This window comes from Sphaerotilus sp., from assembly GCF_041083715.1.
Taxonomy (GTDB): domain Bacteria; phylum Pseudomonadota; class Gammaproteobacteria; order Burkholderiales; family Burkholderiaceae_C; genus Sphaerotilus.
Genome location: NZ_JBFPGY010000338.1, coordinates 1 through 18993, shown reverse-complemented (window position 1 = coordinate 18993; position 18993 = coordinate 1). Strand labels below are relative to the sequence as shown.

General features: G+C 68.5%; 16 protein-coding genes. 9 read left to right on the top strand and 7 right to left on the bottom strand.

The genetic code is table 11. From position 1 onward, the window contains the following. From AB3X43_RS15915 to AB3X43_RS15905, 3 genes are all read right to left on the bottom strand, one after another. Window positions 1-1123, bottom strand: a 1123-nt coding sequence (locus tag AB3X43_RS15915; RefSeq protein WP_369430843.1) for an AAA family ATPase, incomplete at its 3' end; no start/stop codon positions are given. Between the two features lie 71 nt (window positions 1124-1194). Further along, complete coding sequence (locus AB3X43_RS15910; RefSeq protein ID WP_369430842.1) at window positions 1195-2055, bottom strand: diacylglycerol/lipid kinase family protein; 861 nt, start codon at window positions 2053-2055, stop codon at window positions 1195-1197. A gap of 9 nt (window positions 2056-2064) precedes the next feature. Continuing rightward, window positions 2065-2922, bottom strand: a complete 858-nt coding sequence (locus AB3X43_RS15905) for a 3-hydroxybutyryl-CoA dehydrogenase (protein ID WP_369430841.1) — start codon at window positions 2920-2922, stop codon at window positions 2065-2067. 145 nt (window positions 2923-3067) lie between these two features. Here AB3X43_RS15905 and AB3X43_RS15900 point away from each other — a divergent pair, with 145 nt between their 5' ends. After that, complete coding sequence (locus AB3X43_RS15900; RefSeq protein ID WP_369430840.1) at window positions 3068-5941, top strand: valine--tRNA ligase; 2874 nt, start codon at window positions 3068-3070, stop codon at window positions 5939-5941. Here AB3X43_RS15900 and AB3X43_RS15895 read toward each other — a convergent pair. Continuing rightward, window positions 5892-6899 (bottom strand): NAD(P)-dependent oxidoreductase, encoded by a 1008-nt coding sequence (locus AB3X43_RS15895; RefSeq protein WP_369430839.1) that lies wholly within the window; start codon window positions 6897-6899, stop codon window positions 5892-5894. The genes AB3X43_RS15900 and AB3X43_RS15895 overlap by 50 nt on opposite strands. Before the next feature lie 193 nt (window positions 6900-7092). Between AB3X43_RS15895 and galU the strand changes: the two genes are divergently transcribed. Continuing rightward, a complete protein-coding gene (galU, locus tag AB3X43_RS15890) occupies window positions 7093-7959 on the top strand; it encodes a UTP--glucose-1-phosphate uridylyltransferase GalU (protein WP_369430838.1) in 867 nt (288 codons plus the stop codon). 2 nt (window positions 7960-7961) lie between these two features. Here galU and AB3X43_RS15885 read toward each other — a convergent pair whose 3' ends face one another. The 3 genes from AB3X43_RS15885 to AB3X43_RS15875 all read right to left on the bottom strand — a co-directional run bounded on the left by AB3X43_RS15885 (window position 7962) and on the right by AB3X43_RS15875 (window position 11940). Continuing rightward, window positions 7962-8204: a sulfurtransferase TusA family protein gene (locus AB3X43_RS15885; RefSeq protein WP_322589168.1), complete on the bottom strand. Its 243-nt coding sequence runs from the start codon at window positions 8202-8204 to the stop codon at window positions 7962-7964. A 59-nt stretch (window positions 8205-8263) separates the two neighbouring features. Further along, window positions 8264-10324, bottom strand: a complete 2061-nt coding sequence (ppk1, locus tag AB3X43_RS15880; RefSeq protein ID WP_369430837.1) for a polyphosphate kinase 1 — start codon at window positions 10322-10324, stop codon at window positions 8264-8266. Between the two features lie 65 nt (window positions 10325-10389). Further along, on the bottom strand, window positions 10390-11940 hold the full coding sequence (locus AB3X43_RS15875; RefSeq protein WP_369430836.1) for a Ppx/GppA phosphatase family protein: 1551 nt from the start codon (window positions 11938-11940) through the stop codon (window positions 10390-10392). Between the two features lie 99 nt (window positions 11941-12039). Here AB3X43_RS15875 and AB3X43_RS15870 point away from each other — a divergent pair, with 99 nt between their 5' ends. The 7 genes from AB3X43_RS15870 to glnA all read left to right on the top strand — a co-directional run. Further along, window positions 12040-12927 (top strand): dienelactone hydrolase family protein, encoded by an 888-nt coding sequence (locus tag AB3X43_RS15870; RefSeq protein ID WP_369430835.1) that lies wholly within the window; start codon window positions 12040-12042, stop codon window positions 12925-12927. Between the two features lie 114 nt (window positions 12928-13041). Beyond that, window positions 13042-14097 carry a YncE family protein gene (locus tag AB3X43_RS15865; RefSeq protein WP_369430834.1) on the top strand — a complete coding sequence of 352 codons (1056 nt, stop codon included), beginning with the start codon at window positions 13042-13044 and terminating at the stop codon, window positions 14095-14097. A gap of 7 nt (window positions 14098-14104) precedes the next feature. Next, entirely contained in the window at window positions 14105-14899 is a 795-nt protein-coding gene (locus AB3X43_RS15860) for a polysaccharide deacetylase family protein (protein ID WP_369430833.1), read from the top strand. Next, on the top strand, window positions 14899-15879 hold the full coding sequence (locus AB3X43_RS15855) for a sterol desaturase family protein (RefSeq protein WP_473965140.1): 981 nt from the start codon (window positions 14899-14901) through the stop codon (window positions 15877-15879). The genes AB3X43_RS15860 and AB3X43_RS15855 overlap by 1 nt, the downstream gene beginning before the upstream one ends. 67 nt (window positions 15880-15946) lie before the next feature. Continuing rightward, window positions 15947-16849: an EI24 domain-containing protein gene (locus tag AB3X43_RS15850; RefSeq protein WP_369430831.1), complete on the top strand. Its 903-nt coding sequence runs from the start codon at window positions 15947-15949 to the stop codon at window positions 16847-16849. Next, a complete protein-coding gene (locus tag AB3X43_RS15845; protein WP_369430830.1) occupies window positions 16846-17643 on the top strand; it encodes a competence/damage-inducible protein A in 798 nt (265 codons plus the stop codon). Before AB3X43_RS15850 ends, AB3X43_RS15845 begins: the two co-directional genes overlap by 4 nt. Window positions 17644-17866: 223 nt before the next feature. Further along, window positions 17867-18993 (top strand): type I glutamate--ammonia ligase (glnA, locus tag AB3X43_RS15840; protein WP_369430829.1); only part of this gene is annotated, 1127 nt, incomplete at its 3' end.

Below are 18993 nucleotides of genomic sequence, written 5' to 3'. Positions count from 1 at the left end.
GGCGGTGCGTGTGCGCTTCGAGCGATGCGGTCATCAGCCGCGCCATGCCGCCATCGTCCTGGCTGCCGCCGATGGCGCGGGCCAGCGCCAGCTTGCCGGCGGTGCCGCCGCCGTCCTCGGCCTCGGCCTCGGCGCTGCGCTCGATCTCCCACTGGTGCTCGAAGGCGTCGACGGCGCGGGTCAGCCATGGGGCGTCCTGCGGCACGGCGCGGGCGATTTCCGCGTCGAACCACTGGGTCAGCTTCGGCACCAGCTCCGGGGCCGGACTGGCGATGTAGGGCGACAGCCACAGGTCGAGCGCGTCGACCTGCGTGCGGCCTTCGGTGGCCGCGGCGGTGCGCATCAGGCCGACCCACAGACGCCAGCGGCGGTCGGACAGCGTGATCTGCTGATCACCCAGCCAGCGGCGCAGCGCCCGCAGTGCCTCGACCGCCTCGACACTCAGCCGCACACGGTCGCTGGCGTGCGCGATGTGCGCACGCTCCGCGGCGGTCAGTGCAGCGGGACGCTCGGCGTCGTCTTCGATCGCCGTGAGCCGCAGCAGGGCTTCGAAGCTGGCGTCGCTGACGGGAGCGATCGGCAGGCGGACCAGAAACCGGTCGTGGAAGGCCTGCAGGGCCTCGTCGGCGGGGACTTCGTTGCTGGCGGCGATCACGCTGATCAGCGGCGTGCGGGTGCGGCCGACGCCGTTGTCGAACTCGCGCTCGTTGAGCAGCGTCAGCAGCGCATTCAGGATGGCCGAGTTCGCCTTGAACACCTCGTCCAGAAAGGCGATGCCGGCGGTGGGCAGGAAACCGGCGGTCAGCCGCTCGTAGCGGTCGTCCTCCAGCGCCTTGAGCGAGAGCGGGCCGAACAGCTCTTCGGGTGTGGAAAAGCGTGTCAGCAGGCGCTCGAAGTACGGGGCGCTGTCGAAGATGCGGTGGAGACGGCGCGCCAGCTCGCTCTTGGCGGTACCGGGTGGACCGATCAGCAGCACGTGTTCGCCTGCGAGGGCCCCGAGCAGCGCCAGGCGCACTTCGGTGGTGCGCTCCAGCAACCCGGCCTCCAGCGTGGCGAGCAGCCCGCGCAAGCGGTCCGGCGAAGGCAGCGGGTCGAGAGCGGAGGGGGCGTCGGCACGGGTCATCTGCGGATTGTCGGTGCCTGCGGCCGGCGCTGCAATTCGGATCAGTGCGGGCGGTCTCCGCGGTCCGGTGGTCACCAGGTCGTGTCCACGAACCGGTGCGGGTCCAGGATTGCCACATGCGAGCCGGCCAGATCCAGCGCCCGCGGCAGCAGTTCGATCTGCACGCGCCGGCCCGCGTCCAGCACCTCCCCATCGACGCGCAGCGACAGCGGTCGGTCGCTCTCGATCCGGAGCAGGCGGCACTGGCGGTGGGGCACCGGCGCGGTGGCAGAGGGCAGGCCGAACGGTCGCAGGGGCCGCAGCCAACGCAGCCAGCGGCCGGCGCCGCCGACGACCACGGCATCGAACTGTCCGTCGTTGAGCTGCGCCGGCAGGCCCTCGGGCGTGCTCCATTGCGGCAGCGCGTTGCAGAGCAGGATCCGCCGCGCCGTGCCCGTGGGCAGCCGCTGCCCGTCGGTCCACACCGACCACCCGGCGGCCCCCCAGCGGCCGAACCCGCCGGCCCGGTCGACCCGCACCTGCGAGATGAAGTGGGTGACCGTCTCGCCGGTGTCCAGCAGTCCGACATCCACCGGTGCGGTCGGCGCGCGCAGCGCGAACACCAGCGCCTGCGACCAGCGCAGTTCGTCCAGACCCAGTGTGCGTGCCAGCAGGTTGTGCCTGCCCGCAGGCACGAGGCCGACTTTCAGGCCGCCCTGCAACAGGGCGGGCAGCATGGCGCTCACGGTGCCATCCCCGCCGATCAACACGACCCGGGTCCGGGGCGCGAGGATGGTCAGCATCGCCCGGGCCTGGTGGACGGAGTCCGGCATCAGCAACGACACGCCCGGCGCGTGGCGCGACAGCCAGGCCGCGATGGGCCGGCGCAACTCGGCCGCTCGCCCCCCGCCAGCGCCGGGGTTCAGCAGGGCGACAGAGGCTGTCGACGTCACCGGCGTGGATCAGTAGAGGTAGACACCACGTCCGCTCTTGCGGCCCAGGTAGCCGGCCGCCACGTACTCCTTCAGCAGCGGGCAGGGCCGGTACTTCGAATCGCCGAACTGGTTCAGGTAGACCTCCATCACCGCCAGGCAGACGTCCAGGCCGATCATGTCGGCGAGCGCCAGCGGGCCGATCGGCTGGTTGCAGCCGAGCTTCATGCCGGCGTCGATGTCCTCCGGCGTCGCCAGACCTTCCGACAGCACGAAGAAGGCCTCGTTGACCATCGGCACCAGGATGCGGTTGACGACGAAGCCGGGCGCGTTCTTGACCGTGATCGGGCTCTTGCCCAGGCGCACGGCCAGGTCCTTGACGGCGTCGTGCGTCGCGTCCGAGGTCTGCAGGCCACGGATGATCTCGACCAGCGCCATCATCGGCACCGGGTTGAAGAAGTGCATGCCGATGAAGCGGTCGGCGCGTTTCGTCGTCGCGGCGAGCTGGGTGATCGAGATCGAGCTGGTGTTGGTGGCGACGAGGACCTCGGGGGCGAGCTGCGCGTCGAGCTGGCCGAGGATCTTGATCTTCAGCGCCTCGTTCTCGGTGGCCGCCTCGATGACGAACTGCGCGGCGTTCAGTGCGGCGTAGTCGGTCGAGGTGGTGATGCGTGCGAGTGCCGCGGCCTTCTGCTCGGCGGTGAGCTTGTCCTTCTTGATCAGGCGGTCGAAGCTGCCGGCGATGGTGGCCAGGCCCTTGCTGACCGCGGCGTCGCTGATGTCCACCATCACGACGTCGATGCCGGACTGTGCGCAGACCTGCGCGATGCCGTTGCCCATGGTGCCGGCGCCGATGATGCCGACGGTCTGGATCGTCTGGGTGGTCATGGAGTGTTCCTTTTCGGGGGTGGTCGATCGGCCAGTGGCTGGCGCGACGGGTTGGTTCATGCGGAGACCGCCCGGATTTTGCCTCGGGGCAGGGCGGCCACAGTTCATAGAATGGCGCCCTTGTCCGCGAGACCCCACAACAGCCATGACCGACGCCCTGAACGCCCTCTCCAAGTCCTTTGAGCCCGCCCCGATCGAAGCCCGGTGGGCGCCGCAGTGGGAGGCCAGCGGTGTCTACGCGCCGACGCTGGACCCGGCCAAGCCCAGTTTCTGCGTCCAGCTGCCGCCGCCGAACGTGACCGGCACGCTGCACATGGGCCACGCGTTCAACCAGACCATCATGGACTCGCTGACGCGCTACCACCGCATGTCCGGCGACAACACGCTGTGGGTGCCCGGCACCGACCACGCCGGCATCGCCACGCAGATCGTCGTGGAGCGCCAGCTGCAGGGCCAGGGCGTCAGCCGCCACGACCTCGGCCGCAAGAACTTCGTCGCCAAGGTCTGGGAGTGGAAGGAGCAGTCCGGCGCCACCATCACGCAGCAGATGCGCCGCATGGGCGACTCGGTGTCGTGGGGCCACGAGTACTTCACGATGGACGACAAGCTGTCCAAGGTCGTGACCGAGACCTTCGTGAAGCTCTTCGACGAGGGCCTGATCTACCGCGGCAAGCGGCTGGTGAGCTGGGATCCGATCCTGAAGTCGGCGGTGTCGGACCTGGAGGTCGAGAGCGAGGAGGAAGACGGCTCGCTCTGGCACATCCGCTACCCGGTGGACGGCTCGGACGAGTCGCTGGTGGTCGCCACGACGCGGCCCGAGACCATGCTCGGCGACACCGCCGTGATGGTCCACCCGGAAGACGAGCGCTACGCGCACCTGATCGGCAAGCAGGTCCGTCTGCCCATCACCGGCCGCCTCGTGCCGGTGATCGCCGACGACTATGTGGACAAGTCCTTCGGCACCGGCGTGGTCAAGGTCACGCCCGCGCACGACCAGAACGACTACCAGGTCGGCCTGCGCCACCAGCTGCCGATGCTGACGATCTTCGACCTGGAGGCCAAGGTCAGCGCCCATGAAGCCACCGACATTCCCGCCGAGTACGTCGGCGTGGACCGCTTCGTCGCCCGCAAGCAGCTCGTGGCCCGCTTCGAGGCCGAGGGCCTGCTGGTCGAGGTCAAGAAGCACAAGCTGATGGTGCCGCGCTGCGCCCGCACGGGGCAGGTGATCGAGCCGATGCTGACCGACCAGTGGTTCGTCGCGATGACCAAGGCCGGCGCCAACGGCAAGTCCATCGCCGACGAGGCGATCGAGGCGGTCGAATCCGGCGACGTGAAGTTCGTGCCGGAGAACTGGGTCAACACCTACAACCAGTGGATGAAGAACATCCAGGACTGGTGCATCTCGCGCCAGCTCTGGTGGGGCCACCAGATCCCGGCGTGGTACGGCGACGGCGGCGAACTCTTCGTCGCCCGCAGCGAGGACGAGGCGCGCGCCAAGGCGACGGCCGCGGGCTACTCGGGCGCGCTGACCCGCGACGAGGACGTGCTCGATACCTGGTACTCGTCGGCGCTGGTGCCGTTCTCGACGCTCGGCTGGCCCGAGCAGACGATCGAGCAGGACCTCTTCCTGCCGTCCTCGGTGCTGGTGACCGGCTACGACATCATCTTCTTCTGGGTGGCCCGGATGATCATGATGACCAGGCACTTCACCGGCAAGGTGCCGTTCAAGCACGTCTACATCCACGGCCTTGTGCTCGACGCGCAGGGCAAGAAGATGTCGAAGTCCGAGGGCAACGTGCTCGACCCGGTGGACCTGATCGACGGCATCGAACTCGCCCCGCTGCTCGACAAGCGCACGCAAGGCCTGCGCAAGCCGGAAACCGCCCCCAAGGTCCGCAAGGCCACCGAGAAGGAATTCCCGGACGGCATCCCGGCCTACGGCGCCGACGCGCTGCGCTTCACCTTCGCGGCGATGGCGACGCTGGGCCGCAGCGTCAACTTCGACTCCAAGCGCTGCGAGGGCTACCGCAACTTCTGCAACAAGCTGTGGAACGCCACGCGCTTCGTGCTGATGAACACCGAGGGCCAGGACTGTGGCCTGCTGGAGCACACCAAGGCGGACTGCGCGGAGGGTGGCAAGGCGCACGGCTACCTGCGCTTCAGCCCGGCCGACCGCTGGATCACGGGCGAACTGCAGCGCGTCGAGCACGCCGTCGCGCAAGGGTTCAAGGACTACCGCCTCGACAACGTCGCCAACGCGGTCTACCAGTTCGTCTGGGACGAGTACTGCGACTGGTACCTCGAAATCGCCAAGGTCCAGCTCCAGGTCGCCAAGGACGCCGGTGACGAGGCCGCCGCCCGTGGCACGCGCCGCACGCTGATCCGCGTGCTGGAGACGACGCTGCGCCTGCTGCATCCGGTGGCGCCGTTCATCACCGCCGAGCTGTGGAACACGGTGGCGGTGGTCGCCGGGCGCAAGGCAGCGGATGCGGCCGACACGGTGGCGACGGCCGCCTACCCGGTGGCGCAACTGGAGAAGGTCGATCCGGTGGCCGATGCCTGGGTGGCGCGGCTGAAGGATCTGGTGGGCGTCGTGCGCGCGCTGCGCAGCGAGATGGGCCTGTCGCCGGCCGAGCGGGTGCCGCTGCTGACGTGCGGTGACGCGGACTTCATCGCGTCGGCCGCACCGGTCATCCGGGCGCTGGCCAAGCTGGGCGAGGTGCAGGTGATCGCGGATGAGGCGGCGTTCGCCGAGGCGACCGAGATGGCCCCCGTGGCGGTGCAGGGTGCGGCCCGGCTGGCCCTGAAGGTCGAGATCGACGTGGCCGCCGAGCGCGAGCGTCTCGGCAAGGAGGTCACCCGCCTGACCGGCGAGATCGCCAAGGCGACCGCCAAGCTGGCCAACGAGAGCTTCGTGGCGCGTGCCCCGGCGGCAGTCGTCGAGCAGGAGCGGGCGCGGATCGCCGTGTTCAGCGAGACGCTGGCGAAGCTGCAGACGCAGCTGACGCGCCTGGGTTGATCCGGTCGTGCCGCGGTGACGGGGTGGTGGCGTCCTGCCGCACACCCGGCCGCACCGTGGTGGGTGCACGGCGCAGCACGTCGTGCAGTTGCCGCGCCACGCCCCAGGCGCTGCGCAGGCGCGCCTCGCGGGTGTAGGCCGCCAGTCGAGGGGTGGTTCGCAGGCCCGCTGCGCCGTGCAGCGGCTGCCCGGGGGCGAGCAGTCCGGGTGCCACGCTGTCCAGCCAGGCGGCGGCCAGCCGTCCGCTGTTGAGCATGTCGGCCAGCACCGCCTCGTCGAACAGATCGATGGGCGCCATGCTGACCAGCACCTGTCCCGGCTTGCACCACGGCAGGATGCGGTCCCCGAGCAGGCCGACATAGCGGCTGTAGAGCGGCAACTGCACGCACACCGCGTCCGACTGTTCGAACAGCTCGCGCAGTCCGACGGGCTGCACACCCCAGCGGTCCCACAGCGCGTCGCTGGCGTGCAGGGCCGGATCGTAGCCACGCACCTGCGTGCCCAGGGCCTGCAGCACGGTGGCGAGCCGGCGGGCACCGGCGTCCATGCCGACCAGACCGACGGTGCAGTGGGCCAGTTCCCGGCCGACCACGCGCTGCGGCGTCTGCGGACTGGGCCGCAGCAGGGCCAGCAGGGCGCCCAGCATGAACTCGGCTTCGGCCGGTGCGCTGGCGTCCGGGCTGCGCAGCACGTCAACGCCGGCACGGCCGCAGGCGTCCAGATCGATGTGTTCCTGACCGCCGACGATCCGGCCGATGGCCCGCAGCCAGGGCGCGCGCGCCAGCACCCTGGCGTTGACTGCAATCTGCGCTGGCAGGATCACTGCGCGAGCCTGCGCAAGCGCTTCGCCGAAGCGCTTGCGGTCCTCGGTCAGCCGCGGTGCGTAGTGCAGTTCATGGCGCGTCTGCAGCCATTGCAGCACCTCGGCTTCCAGGGGTTCGGCAACGAGCAGATCCATGATTTCGTGAGAGATGAACAAGGGCTGATGTTAATCAGTGGCACCGTGGCTTAGCCCCCCCTGATCACGCGCCGGAATGTCACTTTCCCATGCCAGAATTGAAGCAGTTGACGCAGTTTTGGCGTCCTTTAGAGACTACTTGGCGCTTTGCTTCAGCTCCATTCCAACTGCATTCCACAGGGTACATCCGCACATGCAAATCAAGAAAGCCATCTTTCCCGTTGCCGGTCTGGGCACGCGTTTCCTGCCCGCCACCAAGGCGCAACCGAAGGAGATGATGCCGGTGGTCGACAAGCCGCTGATCCAGTACGCCGTCGAGGAAGCCTATGCAGCGGGTGTGCGCGAGATGATCTTCGTGACCGGTCGCCACAAGCGCCCGATCGAGGACCACTTCGACATGACCTTCGAGCTGGAAGTGGCGCTGGAAAACGCCAACAAGACCGATCTGCTGAATGTCGTGCGCAGCGTCAAGCCGAAGGACATGGAGTGCATCTACGTCCGTCAGGCGCAGGCGCTGGGCCTGGGCCACGCAGTGCTGTGCGGCCAGCGGCTGATCGGCAACGAGCCGTTCGCCGTGCTGCTGGCCGATGACCTGATGATGGGCGAGCCGCCGGTGCTGGCGCAGATGGTCGAGCAGTACAAGGAATGGCGCGCGTCGATCCTGGCGGTGCAGGAAGTGCCGGTCGAGCACACCAAGCGCTACGGCATCGTCGCCGGCACGCTGGTCAATGACCGCGTGATGGACGTCAGCAAGATCGTCGAGAAGCCGTCGCCGGAAAGCGCGCCGTCGCGCTGGGGGGTCGCGGGCCGCTACATCCTGACGCCCGGCGTGTTCCACGAGATCGCCACGCAGCCGCGCGGCGTGGGCGGCGAGATCCAGCTCACCGACGGCATCGCCGCGCTGCTGCGCCGCGAGAAGGTCTTCGCCTACCGCTACGAAGGCCGCCGCTACGACTGCGGCAGCAAGGAAGGCTTCCTGGAGGCCAACGTCGAGCTGGCCCTGAAGCACCCGGAACTGGGCGAATCGTTCCGCCAGTACCTGAAGAGCCTGGAACTCTGAGTTCAGCGCCTGCGCAGCAGGTGCACGAACTCGTTGCCGGGCAGCGTCTCCTGCCCGAGCAGGGCATGGCCGGTCTGGCGCGCGAAGGCCTGGAAGTCGCGCAGCGAACCCGGGTCGGTCGCCAGCACCCGGAGCACCTGCCCGCTGGCGAGGTCCGCCAGCGCCTTCTTGGCTTTCAGGATGGGCAGCGGGCAGTTGAGCCCGCGGGTGTCGATTTCCTTGTCGGCGGTGGTCTGGGTGTCCATCAGGGCTCCTTGGCGGACCTGATTCTAGTCACGCCAGACCACCCGCCGTGCGCAGGTTGTCAGCGCTGGTAGCGCTGCACCAGGGCCTGCTGTGCGCTCACGCCGGTCTCGCCGACGCGCTGGTAGCGGCCGGTGCTGTCCAGCGTCCAGGCATCGCGCTCGTCGCGCAGGTAGGGCACCAGGCATTCGTCGATCACGCGCTGGCGCAGGCGGGCGTCGCGGATCGGCCAGGCAATCTCGATGCGGCGCAGCATGTTGCGCGTCATCCAGTCGGCGCTGCTGAAATACAGGGCTTCGTCCGTCTCCTGCGGACCCCAGCGGAAATACAGCACCCGCGTGTGCTCCAGGAAACGCCCGACCACCGAACGCACCCGGATGCGGTCGGTCTGGCCCGGCAGGCCCGGTGGCAGCGCGCAGGCGCCGCGCACGATCAGGTCGATCTCTGCCCCGGCCTGGCCGGCGGCGATCAGCGCGCGAATCAGCACCGGATCGGTGAGTGCGTTGAACTTGCAGACGATGCGCGCCGGCTGGCCTGCACGCGCCGCCGCAGTCACGCGTTCGGTCAGCGCGACCATCGTCGATTGCAGCGTGAAGGGCGCCACCAGGAGCCGCTTCGTCGGGCGCAGCGTGTTCAGGCTGGCCAGATGCAGGAAGACGGCGTCGGCATCGGCGGTGATCTCGGGGTCGGTCGTGAGGAAGCCGATGTCGGTGTAGAGCCGCGCGGTCTTCGAGTTGTAGTTGCCCGTGGACAGGTGGCCGTAGCGCACCAGTCGGCGGCCTTCCTTGCGGGTGACCAGCAGCAGCTTGGCGTGGGTCTTCAGCCCGACGATGCCGTAGACCACCTGCACCCCCACCGCTTCGAGCCGGTCCGCCCAGTTGATGTTGGCCTCTTCGTCGAAGCGCGCCTTCAGTTCCACCACGGCCAGGACCTCCTTGCCGCGCCGCGCCGCCTCGATCAGCAGCTCCATCAGCACCGACTCGCTGCCGGTGCGGTAGATGGTCTGCTTGACGGCCAGCACCTGCGGATCCTCGACCGCCTCGCGCAGGAACTGCACCACGGGGTCGAAGGATTCGAAGGGCTGGTGGGTCAGGATGTCGCGTTCGGCCATGCAGTCCATGACACGGCGGCCACGCGGCAGCTGGTCTTCGGGCCAGGCCGGTTCGTGCGGCGTGAAGCGCAGACGGGGCGCTTCGGCGCGGTCGATCAGGGTGTTCATGCGCACCAGGTTGACCGGGCCGTTGACGCGGTAGAGCGCAGCGGCGGGCAGATCGAACTGGGTGAGCAGGAAGTCCGACAGGCGTGCCGGGCAGGTGTTGACGACCTCGATGCGCACGGCGCGGCCATAGTGGCGCGTCGTCAGTTCGCTGCGCAGGGCCTGGCGCAGGTTGGTGACATCGTCCTCGTCGACGTCCATGTCCGAGTCGCGCGTCACACGGAACTGCGAGAACGCCAGGACCTCGCGCTCCGGAAACAGCTCGCCCAGGTGCGCCCGGATCACGCTGGTCAGCAGCACGAAGACCTGCTGGCCATCGGACAGCCGATCCGGCAGGCGGATCACCCGCGGCAGTACCCGCGGCACTTTCACGATGGCGATGGTGTTCTCGCGCCCGAAGGCGTCGATGCTGCCCAGCTGCGCGATGAAGTTCAGCGACTTGTTGGCCACCTGCGGGAAGGGATGCGCCGGGTCCAGCCCGACCGGCACCAGCAGCGGCTGCACTTCCCGGTGGAAGAACTGTGACACCCATTGCCGCTGGGCGTCGTTGCGGTCGGCGTGGTTGACGATGACGATCCGCTCGGCGGCCAGCGCGGGCATGACCTCGTCGTTGAAGATGCGGTACTGCTCGTCGATCAGCGCATGGGCGTCAGCGGCGACGACGGCCAGGTCGCTGTGGCTCGTGCCGCTGTCGGGCAGGCGGGCAGCGTCGAGCGCGTCCGAGAAGCGCACTTCGAAGAACTCGTCCATGTTGGACGAGACGATGCAGATGTAGCGCAGCCTCTCCAGCAGCGGCACATCCGCACGCCGGGCCTGCGCCAGCACGCGCCGGTTGAATTCCAGGATCGCGCGTTCGCGGCTGAGCAGGATGACCGGATCGGACGGGGGCGGGGAGGCTTCGGGCATGGCCCGATCCTAGGCCTGCTGCGTGACCGATTCGTGACAGCGGGCGTGTGGCCGCGCCGGAAGTCTCAGCCAGTTTGCACGGTCTGCAGTCGCACGGCGCTGACCTTGGCCCACGCCTCGACCTCGCCCTGCAGCAGGTGCAGCGTGCGGGGATGCGCGCGGGCCCAGCCGGCCGAGAAGCTCAGGCGGATCTGGCGGCCATCGCCGGACAGGCTGGGCAGCGGCAGCTCCGGCGCACTGCGGGCGTGGCAGAGCAGCACCGCCAGCCGCAGCGCCAGCACCTGCAGCGCCAGCACGGCGTCGGCCAGGGCCGCGTCGATCTTGCGCAGCCCGCCGCGGTGGCCGAGCACCAGATCGGCCAGCCGGCGCTGCTGGTTCTGCGAGAAACCAGGCGCGTCCACATGGCCGATCAGGTAGGCGCTGTGGCGGTGGTGGTCGTGGTGCGAGACCATCATGCCGATCTCGTGCAGCGCGGCAGCCCAGCCGAGTTCGCGCTGGTGGTCGAGTGTGGCGCGGGGCTGCATCTGCCGGTGCAACTGGCCGGCGACATCCTGCACCCGGCGTGCCTGGGCCACGTCGATGCAGAAACGCTGCTGCAGATCGACCACGGTGTCGTCGCGCAGGTCGTGGTGGGCCGGATCACGGTCGGCGGCGAGGCGCTCTTCGAGGTCGAAGATCACGCCCTGGCGCAGCGCGCCGCGTGCCGGCTGCAGCGCCTCGATGCCGAACTGCGCCGCCAGCGTGTTCAGGATGGCCAGCCCGCCGCCGAGCACGGCGCGGCGTTCCGGCTTGAGGCCAGGCAGCTTGAGCGCATCCTGGTGGCCGGCGCGGATGCATTCCTGGATGCACCAGCGCAAGCCCTCGGGCGTGATCGCACCGTCGGTGATGCCGCTGGCGGCCAGCAACTGGGAGACTGCGCCGGCTGTACCGGACGAGCCCAGGGCCTCGACCCAGTTCTGGTGGGAGAACTGCGCCAGCGCCTCCTCCAGCTCGGCCCCGGCGGCGATCTGCGCGGCCTGGAAGCGCTCGGCGGTGAACTGGCCGTCGGGGAAATACTGCATCGACAGGCTGACGCTGCCGATACGGAAGGACTCGGCCTGCAGCGGCGTGGCACCGATGCCGATGATCATCTCGGTCGAGCGCCCACCGATGTCCACGACCAGCCGCTGTCGGTCCGAAGGTTGCAGCCGCGCCACGCCCTTGTAGATCAGCCGGGCCTCCTCGCGGCCGGAGATGACCTCCACCGGATGCCCCAGCGCCTCGCCCGCCCGTGCCAGGAAGGCGTTGCGGTTGGTGGCTTCGCGCAGCGTCTGCGTGGCGACGGCGCGCAGCTGCCTCGCAGGAATGCCGGCCAGCCGGGTGCGAAAGCGTGCCAGACAGGCCAGTCCGCGCAGCGCGGCCTCCTCGCTCAGCAGGCCCTCGGCGTCCAGGCCGGCGCCCAGGCGCACGGTGTCCTTGAGGTAGTCGATGCGGCGGTAGCGACCACGGGTGACCTGGCCGATTTCCAGGCGAAAGCTGTTCGAGCCGATGTCGATCGACGCGAGCACGCCGCGCCACGAGGGGCCGGCCGTGGCCGTGGAGGAGGTGGAGACGAGGGGGGCGGTCTGGGCAGGCATGGTCCTATTGTCCATGCCTTGGCAGAGGGCATGCCCTGGCGGCGCACCGCCAGGGCGTCCGTTCCTAGAATGTGCCTCCCCCTGACAACCGAGACTTCCATGACCGATCCCGTCCACCGCGCCGAGTTCGACAGCCTCACTCCCACCCGGGACTTCACTCGCCGCAGCTTCGTGCAGACGGCCATCGGCAGCGGGTTCGCTGCTGCGGTGCTGCCGGTCGTGGCGCAGAACGTCATCACCACCCCGGCCGATGGGCTGGTGGTCGGCGAGGTGACGATCGATGTGAACGGCTTCCGGATGCCCGCCTACCGTGCGGCGCCGGCAGGGGGGAAGAACCTGCCGGTGGTGCTGGTGGTCAGCGAGATCTTCGGTGTGCACGAGCACATCGCCGACGTGGCCAGGCGCTTCGCGCGGCAGGGCTATCTGGCGATCGCGCCCGAGCTGTTCGTGCGCCAGGGCGATGCCGGCAGCTACGGCGAGATGGCCAGGCTGATGAGCGAGGTCATCGCCAAGGTGCCCGATGCGCAGGTGATGGGCGATCTGGATGCCACCGTGGCCTGGGCGGCGACCCAGGGGGGAGACACTGCGCGGCTCGGCATCACCGGCTTCTGCTGGGGCGGGCGCATCGCGTGGCTGTACGCGGCGCACAACCCTGCGATCAAGGCGGGCGTGGCGTGGTATGGCCGGCTGGTCGGTGCCCCGTCCGCGCTGACGCCGCGTCACCCGATCGATCTGGCCAGCGAGATCAAGGGGCCCGTGCTCGGGCTCCATGGCGGGCAGGACAGTGGCATTCCACTCGACACGGTCGAACAGATGAAGGCCGCGCTGGCCACCGGCAGCGCAGCGGCGAAGCGCTCGGAGTTCGTCGTCTATCCGGACGCGCCGCATGCGTTCCACGCCGACTACCGCCCGAGTTACCGCCAGGCCGCGGCGCAGGACGGCTGGGCCCGCTGTCTGGCCTGGTTCAAGGCGAACGGTGTGGCCTGAATCGCGAGCGAAATCCCCCCGATGTGATCGCGATCAAGCAGGGGGGCCGGGACGGCCCTGTGCTTCAGGTGCCGCCAGTACACTGCCGCACCGTTTCCTGGATCTCCCTGCTGCATGATCTCGCGCCGCCGTTGTCTCTCCTCCTCCGCTGCTGCGCTGCTGGCGCTGGCCTGTGATGTTCGCGCACAGGGGGTGGCCTCCGCGCCTGCCCTGGCTTCGTCCGCTGTGTCCGCACCCGCCGCGGTCCGCCCGCCGATCTTCGTGCTGAACTCGCTGGACGCGACCATCAGCGTGATCGATCCGGTCAGCCTGACCGAGCTGCGCCGCCTGCCCACCGGCAAGGAGCCGCACCACCTCTACCTCTCGCCCGACGAGAAGTCGCTGCTGGTGGCCAACGCGGTCGGCAACACCATCACGCTGGTCAATCCGCGCACCGGCCAGATCCAGCGCACGATGACCGACATCGTCGACCCCTACCAGCTGCGCTTCTCGCCCGACATGAAGTGGTTCGTCACCGCGGCGAACCGGCTCAACCACATCGACCTCTACCGCGTCACGCGCCCGGCCACCGGCGGCTTCGAGCTGGCCCTGGCCAAGCGCCTGCCCACGGGCAAGACGCCCAGCCACGTCATCATCGACACGAAATCCACCGTGGTCTACGGCAGCATCCAGGACGACGACCAGATCACGTCGATCGACCTGGCGACCCAGACCACGCGCTGGACGGTGCCGTCCGGCAAGATGCCCGCCGACGTGTTCCTGAGCGCCGATGACCGGACGCTGTTCGTCGGCCTGACCGGCGATGCCTTCGTGGAGGCGTATGACGTGAGCGTCAACCCGCCGAAGCTGATCAAGCGCATCCCGACCGGTGCCGGCGCCCACGCCTTCCGCGCCTGGGGAGACAAGCGCCATGTGCTGGTCAGCAACCGTGTAGCCAACACCATCAGCCGCATCGACACCCAGACGCTCACGGTGGTGGACAACTACCCGGCGCCGAGCGGCCCGGACTGCATGGACCTCTCGCCTGACCGCAAGTTCATCTATGTCGCCTCGCGCTGGGCCGGCAAGCTGACGGTGATCGACACCGAGCAGAAGAAGGTGGTCCGGCAGGTCAGTGTCGGCAAGTCGCCACACGGTGTCTGGACGCTGGAGCACGCCGGGCGGCTGTGAGGATCTGATGCAGCGATCGATCGTGCCCGGACTGGTGGCGGCCGCGCTGGCGCTGGCCGCCGGCAGCGCGCAGGCGGCGGCCTGCGACAAGCCGCTGTTCCTGACCTTCGACACCGGCCACATGGGCGTGGCGCCGCTGGTGGCCGAGGTACTCGCGCGCCAGCAAGTCAAGGCCACCTTCTTCCTCGCCAACGAGAAGACGCTGAACGACGGGCGCAGCCTCGACGCGCAGTGGGCGCCGTGGTGGAAGGCGCGCGCCGCGGAAGGCCACCTGTTCGGCTCGCACACCTTCGACCACGTCTACTGGCGCGCCGACCGGGCGGGCGGCGGTTTCGACATGCGCCCGACCTTCGGCCCGCAGGCCGACCACGTGGTCCGCATGGACGCTGCGGCCTACTGCGCCGAGCTGCAGCGCGCTGCCACCCGGTTCACCGAGATGACCGGCCAGCGCATGGCGCCGCTGTTCCGCGCGCCTGGGGGCAAGACCTCGCCTGCGCTGCTGGCGGCGGCCGGGCAATGCGGCTGGCACCATGTGCCGTGGAGCCCGGCGGGTTTTCTTGGCGATGAGCTGTCGAGCGAGCAATTCCCCAACGCATCGCTGCTGCAGAAGGCGCTGCGCGACATCCGTCCCGGCGACATCCTGCTGGCGCACCTGGGCATCTGGTCGCGCCAGGATCCATGGGCACCCGCTGTGCTGGAACCGCTGATCACCGGCCTGAAACAGCGCGGCCACTGCTTCGCGACGCTGGCCGAACATCCCACCTACCGTGACGCGCTGCGTGCCACGCCGACCCGACCATGATCGACACGCTCATCGACGCCTTCGGGCAGGCCCAGCAGTGGCTGTACGAGACTGCGGTGCAGCCGGCGCTGTTCGCGCTGGGCGGTGGCTCGATCCTGGAGGACGCCTACGACGCCACCGGCTGGCTGCTGGTCGGGCTGCTGCAGATCGCGGTGATGCTGGCCGTGATCGGGCCGCTGCAGCGCTGGCAGCCGCTGGAGCGTGTGACGGACCGCGCCGCGGTGCGCACCGACATCCTCTACACGCTGATCCACCGGCTCGGGCTGTTCCGGGTGGTGATGTTCTTCGCCTTCGATCCGCTGTGGAATGCGGTCTGGGGCTGGCTGGCCGTGCAAGGCGTTGCCGGCTGGCAGCTCGACACGCTGATCGCACCGCTGTGGCCGGGCGTGACCGACACGGCGCTGGCGGCGTTCGTGGTCTATCTGGTGGTGTTCGACCTGGCCAACTACCTGTTGCACCGCGGACAGCACCAGTTCGACTGGTGGTGGGCGTTGCACGCCGTCCACCACAGCCAGCGCCAGATGACGATGTGGACCGACAACCGCAACCACCTGCTCGACTCGGTGATCACCGACCTCCTGTTCGTGCAGATCGGCCATGCGATCGGTGTGGCGCCGGGGCAATTCGTTGCCGTGGTGGCGCTGTCGCAGCTCATCGAGAACCTGTCGCATGCCAATGTGCGCCTGCGCTTCGGCTGGCTCGGCGAGCGGCTGCTGGTCAGTCCGCACTTCCACCGCATCCACCACAGCCTGGGCATCGGCCACGAGTCCCACGGCAAGGGCACGCTGGGCGGGCACAACTTCTCGGTGCTGCTGCCGGTGTGGGATGTGCTGTTCGGTACCGCGCGCTTCGAAGGCCGGCCTGGCGACACCGCCACTGGCATCCGCGACCAGTTGCCCGAAGAGGGCGGGCGCGACTATGGGCGCGGGTTCTGGGCGCAGCAGCGGCTGGGCCTGCTGAGGCTGGTCGGGCGCGCCTGACCCTGGCCTGAACCGGTCTGCACCGAAGCGTCAGCACTGCGGACGCCGAGTCGCTATGCTGGCGGCCATGTCCAAAGTCCTCGATGCCTTCTGGCGCGCACTGGGCTATTGCCTGCTGCCGCGTGTGATCTTCCTGTCACTGCTGCCGGTGCTGCTGCTCGGCAGCCTCGCGTTCGGCCTGGCGTGGTTCTTCTGGGATCCGGCGGTCGAGGGGGTGCGGCAGTTCATGGTGGACACGCCGTTGCTGGCTCCTGTCACCGCCTGGATCGACAGGTTCACTGGCGGCGCCTTTCGCAGCGTGATCGGGCCATTGGTCGTGGTGGTGCTGACAGTGCCCGTGCTTATCGTGGCGTCGCTGCTGCTGGTGTCCACCTTCATGGGCTCGACCGTGGTCACGCTGGTGGCGCGCCGTCGCTTCGAGACACTGGAGCGCCGCCACGGCGGGCGCTGGTGGCAGGCCCTGTGGTGGTCGCTCGGCTCGACGGCGCTGGCGCTGGCGGTGATGGTCATCAGCCTGCCGCTGTGGGTGATTCCGCCGCTGGCGCTGCTGGTGCCGCCGCTGGTCTGGGGTTGGCTGACCTACCGCGTGATGGTCTATGACGCGCTCGCCGACCATGCCACCCACGAAGAGCGCCTGGCCGTCATGCGCCGCCACCGCATGCCACTGCTGGTGATCGGCATCTTCTCGGGCTACCTGGGTGCGGCGCCATCGCTGATCTGGGCGATGGGGGCGCTGGCGCTGCCGATGATGCCGCTGCTGATCCCGGTGTTCGTCTGGCTCTACACGCTGGTGTTCGTGCTGGCGTCGCTGTGGTTCACGCACTACAGCCTGGCTGCGCTCGATGCGCTGCGCCGCGAGCAGACCACCGAGGTGCTGCCGCCGGCCGTGATGCCTGCGCCCGCAGCGCCTGCCTTGCCGGGCGGCTCGACCGCCGGCCCCGATTCCTTCCCACCCATCGCCCTCCCATGAACTTCGGCCTCATCATCATCGGCGACGAGATCCTCTCGGGCAAACGCCAGGACAAGCACCTTGCCAAGGTCATCGAACTGCTGTCGGCCCGCGGGCTGTCGCTGGCCTGGAGCACCTACGTCGGTGACGATCCGCGCCGCATCACCGAGACGCTGCGCACGGCGTTTGCCAGCGGCGACGTGGTGTTCTCCTGCGGCGGCATCGGCGCGACGCCCGACGACCACACGCGCCAGTGCGCTGCGGCGGCGCTGGGTGTGCCGCTGGCGCTGCATCCCGACGCCTATGAACTCATCATGGAGCGCGTGCGCCAGATGGCCGTGGAGAAGGGCTGGAGCGACGATCCGAACCACCCCGACACGGTGCACCGCACGAACATGGGCGTCTTTCCGGTCGGTGCGCAGATCATCCCGAACCCGTACAACAAGATCCCCGGCTTTTCGGTCGGTGAGGTGCATTTCGTGCCGGGCTTCCCGGTGATGGCGCACCCGATGATCGAGGCGCTGCTCGACACCCGCTACGCCCACCTGCACGGGGCAGGGGTGCAGGAAGAACGCTCGATCATCGTCTACGGCTCGATGGAGGCCAGCCTCACGCCGCTGATGATCGACATCGAGGCCCGGTTCGACGGCATCAAGGTCTTCAGCCTGCCCAGCGTGGACCATCCCGTGCATGGCCGGCACATCGAACTCGGGGTCAAGGGGCGCCCTGGCGAGGTGCTGCTGCAGGCCTATGCGGCCCTGCTGCAGGGGCTTGCATCGCCCGATATTCCGCTTGGCCCTGAAATGGTGCGTTGATGCGACTTTTTGGTGCGTTCGGCGGAATATGCTGCACTGCGGTGCCCTGGACGTGCCAAATTTCATCCAGTGAATCCGAGCCGGCAACAGCTTGCAAAGCTGTTGCACCGTCAAAGGGAGTGGGCATGGATTCTGCTACATTCCCGAGCGGTTCTCAGCCCGGCTGAGGACCTGAAAACACCCCCTCATTCAATTGCAATTCCCATCTCGCTAGGAGCCTCTGATGGCCAAGACCGTCGCCGACGTGATGAAGATGGTGAAGGAAAACGAAGTCAAGTTCGTCGACTTCCGTTTCACCGACACCCGTGGCAAGGAACAGCACGTCTCCGTGCCCGTTTCCCACTTCGATGAAGACAAGTTCACGTCGGGTCACGCCTTCGACGGTTCGTCCATCGCAGGCTGGAAGGGCATCGAAGCCTCGGACATGCAGCTCATGCCCGACGCCAACACGGCCAACATCGACCCGTTCTTCGAAGAGACCACGCTGATCCTGACCTGCGACGTCATCGATCCGGCCGACGGCAAGGCCTATGAGCGCGACCCGCGCTCGCTGGCCAAGCGCGCCGAGGCGTACATGAAGTCCACCGGCCTGGGCGACACCGCCTACTTCGGTCCGGAACCCGAGTTCTTTGTGTTCGACAGCGTGCGCTGGGGCGCCGACATGTCCGGCTCCTTCTGCTCGATCGAGTCGGAAGAAGCGGCCTGGAACACCGGCAAGGACTACGAGCACGGCAACAAGGGCTTCCGCCCGACCGTCAAGGGCGGCTACTTCCCCGTGCCGCCGGTCGACTCGGGCCAGGACATGCGCTCGGAGATGTGCCTGATCCTCGAATCGATGGGCATCCCGGTCGAAGTGCACCACCACGAAGTGGCGAACGCCGGCCAGATGGAGATCGGCACCCGTTTCAGCACGCTGATCCAGCGCGCCGACTGGGTGCAGCTGCAGAAGTACATCATCCACAACGTCGCGGGCGCCTACGGCAAGACCGCCACGTTCATGCCGAAGCCGATCGTCGGCGACAACGGTTCGGGCATGCACGTCCACCAGTCGGTGTGGAAGGATGGCGTCAACCTGTTCGCCGGTGACGGCTATGCCGGCCTGAGCGACTTCGCGCTGTACTACATCGGCGGCATCATCAAGCATGCCCGTGCGCTGAACGCGATCACCAACCCCGGCACCAACAGCTACAAGCGCCTGGTCCCGGGCTACGAAGCCCCGGTGAAGCTGGCCTACTCGGCCAAGAACCGCTCGGCCTCGATCCGCATCCCGTACGTCGCCAATCCGAAGGGCCGCCGCGTCGAAGCGCGTTTCCCGGATCCGCTGATGAACCCGTACCTGGGCTTCGCCGC

Excerpts from the sequence above, each read along its gene's own strand:
- AB3X43_RS15905 (WP_369430841.1), bottom strand. The coding sequence starts at position 2,922 with ATGACCACCCAGACGATCCAGACCGTCGGCATCATCGGCGCCGGCACC.
- AB3X43_RS15900 (WP_369430840.1), top strand. The coding sequence starts at position 3,068 with ATGACCGACGCCCTGAACGCCCTCTCCAAGTCCTTTGAGCCCGCCCCG.
- AB3X43_RS15895 (WP_369430839.1), bottom strand. The coding sequence starts at position 6,899 with ATGGATCTGCTCGTTGCCGAACCCCTGGAAGCCGAGGTGCTGCAATGG.
- galU (WP_369430838.1), top strand. The coding sequence starts at position 7,093 with ATGCAAATCAAGAAAGCCATCTTTCCCGTTGCCGGTCTGGGCACGCGT.
- AB3X43_RS15885 (WP_322589168.1), bottom strand. The coding sequence starts at position 8,204 with ATGGACACCCAGACCACCGCCGACAAGGAAATCGACACCCGCGGGCTC.
- ppk1 (WP_369430837.1), bottom strand. The coding sequence starts at position 10,324 with ATGCCCGAAGCCTCCCCGCCCCCGTCCGATCCGGTCATCCTGCTCAGC.
- AB3X43_RS15875 (WP_369430836.1), bottom strand. The coding sequence starts at position 11,940 with ATGCCTGCCCAGACCGCCCCCCTCGTCTCCACCTCCTCCACGGCCACG.
- AB3X43_RS15870 (WP_369430835.1), top strand. The coding sequence starts at position 12,040 with ATGACCGATCCCGTCCACCGCGCCGAGTTCGACAGCCTCACTCCCACC.
- AB3X43_RS15865 (WP_369430834.1), top strand. The coding sequence starts at position 13,042 with ATGATCTCGCGCCGCCGTTGTCTCTCCTCCTCCGCTGCTGCGCTGCTG.
- AB3X43_RS15860 (WP_369430833.1), top strand. The coding sequence starts at position 14,105 with ATGCAGCGATCGATCGTGCCCGGACTGGTGGCGGCCGCGCTGGCGCTG.
- AB3X43_RS15850 (WP_369430831.1), top strand. The coding sequence starts at position 15,947 with ATGTCCAAAGTCCTCGATGCCTTCTGGCGCGCACTGGGCTATTGCCTG.
- AB3X43_RS15845 (WP_369430830.1), top strand. The coding sequence starts at position 16,846 with ATGAACTTCGGCCTCATCATCATCGGCGACGAGATCCTCTCGGGCAAA.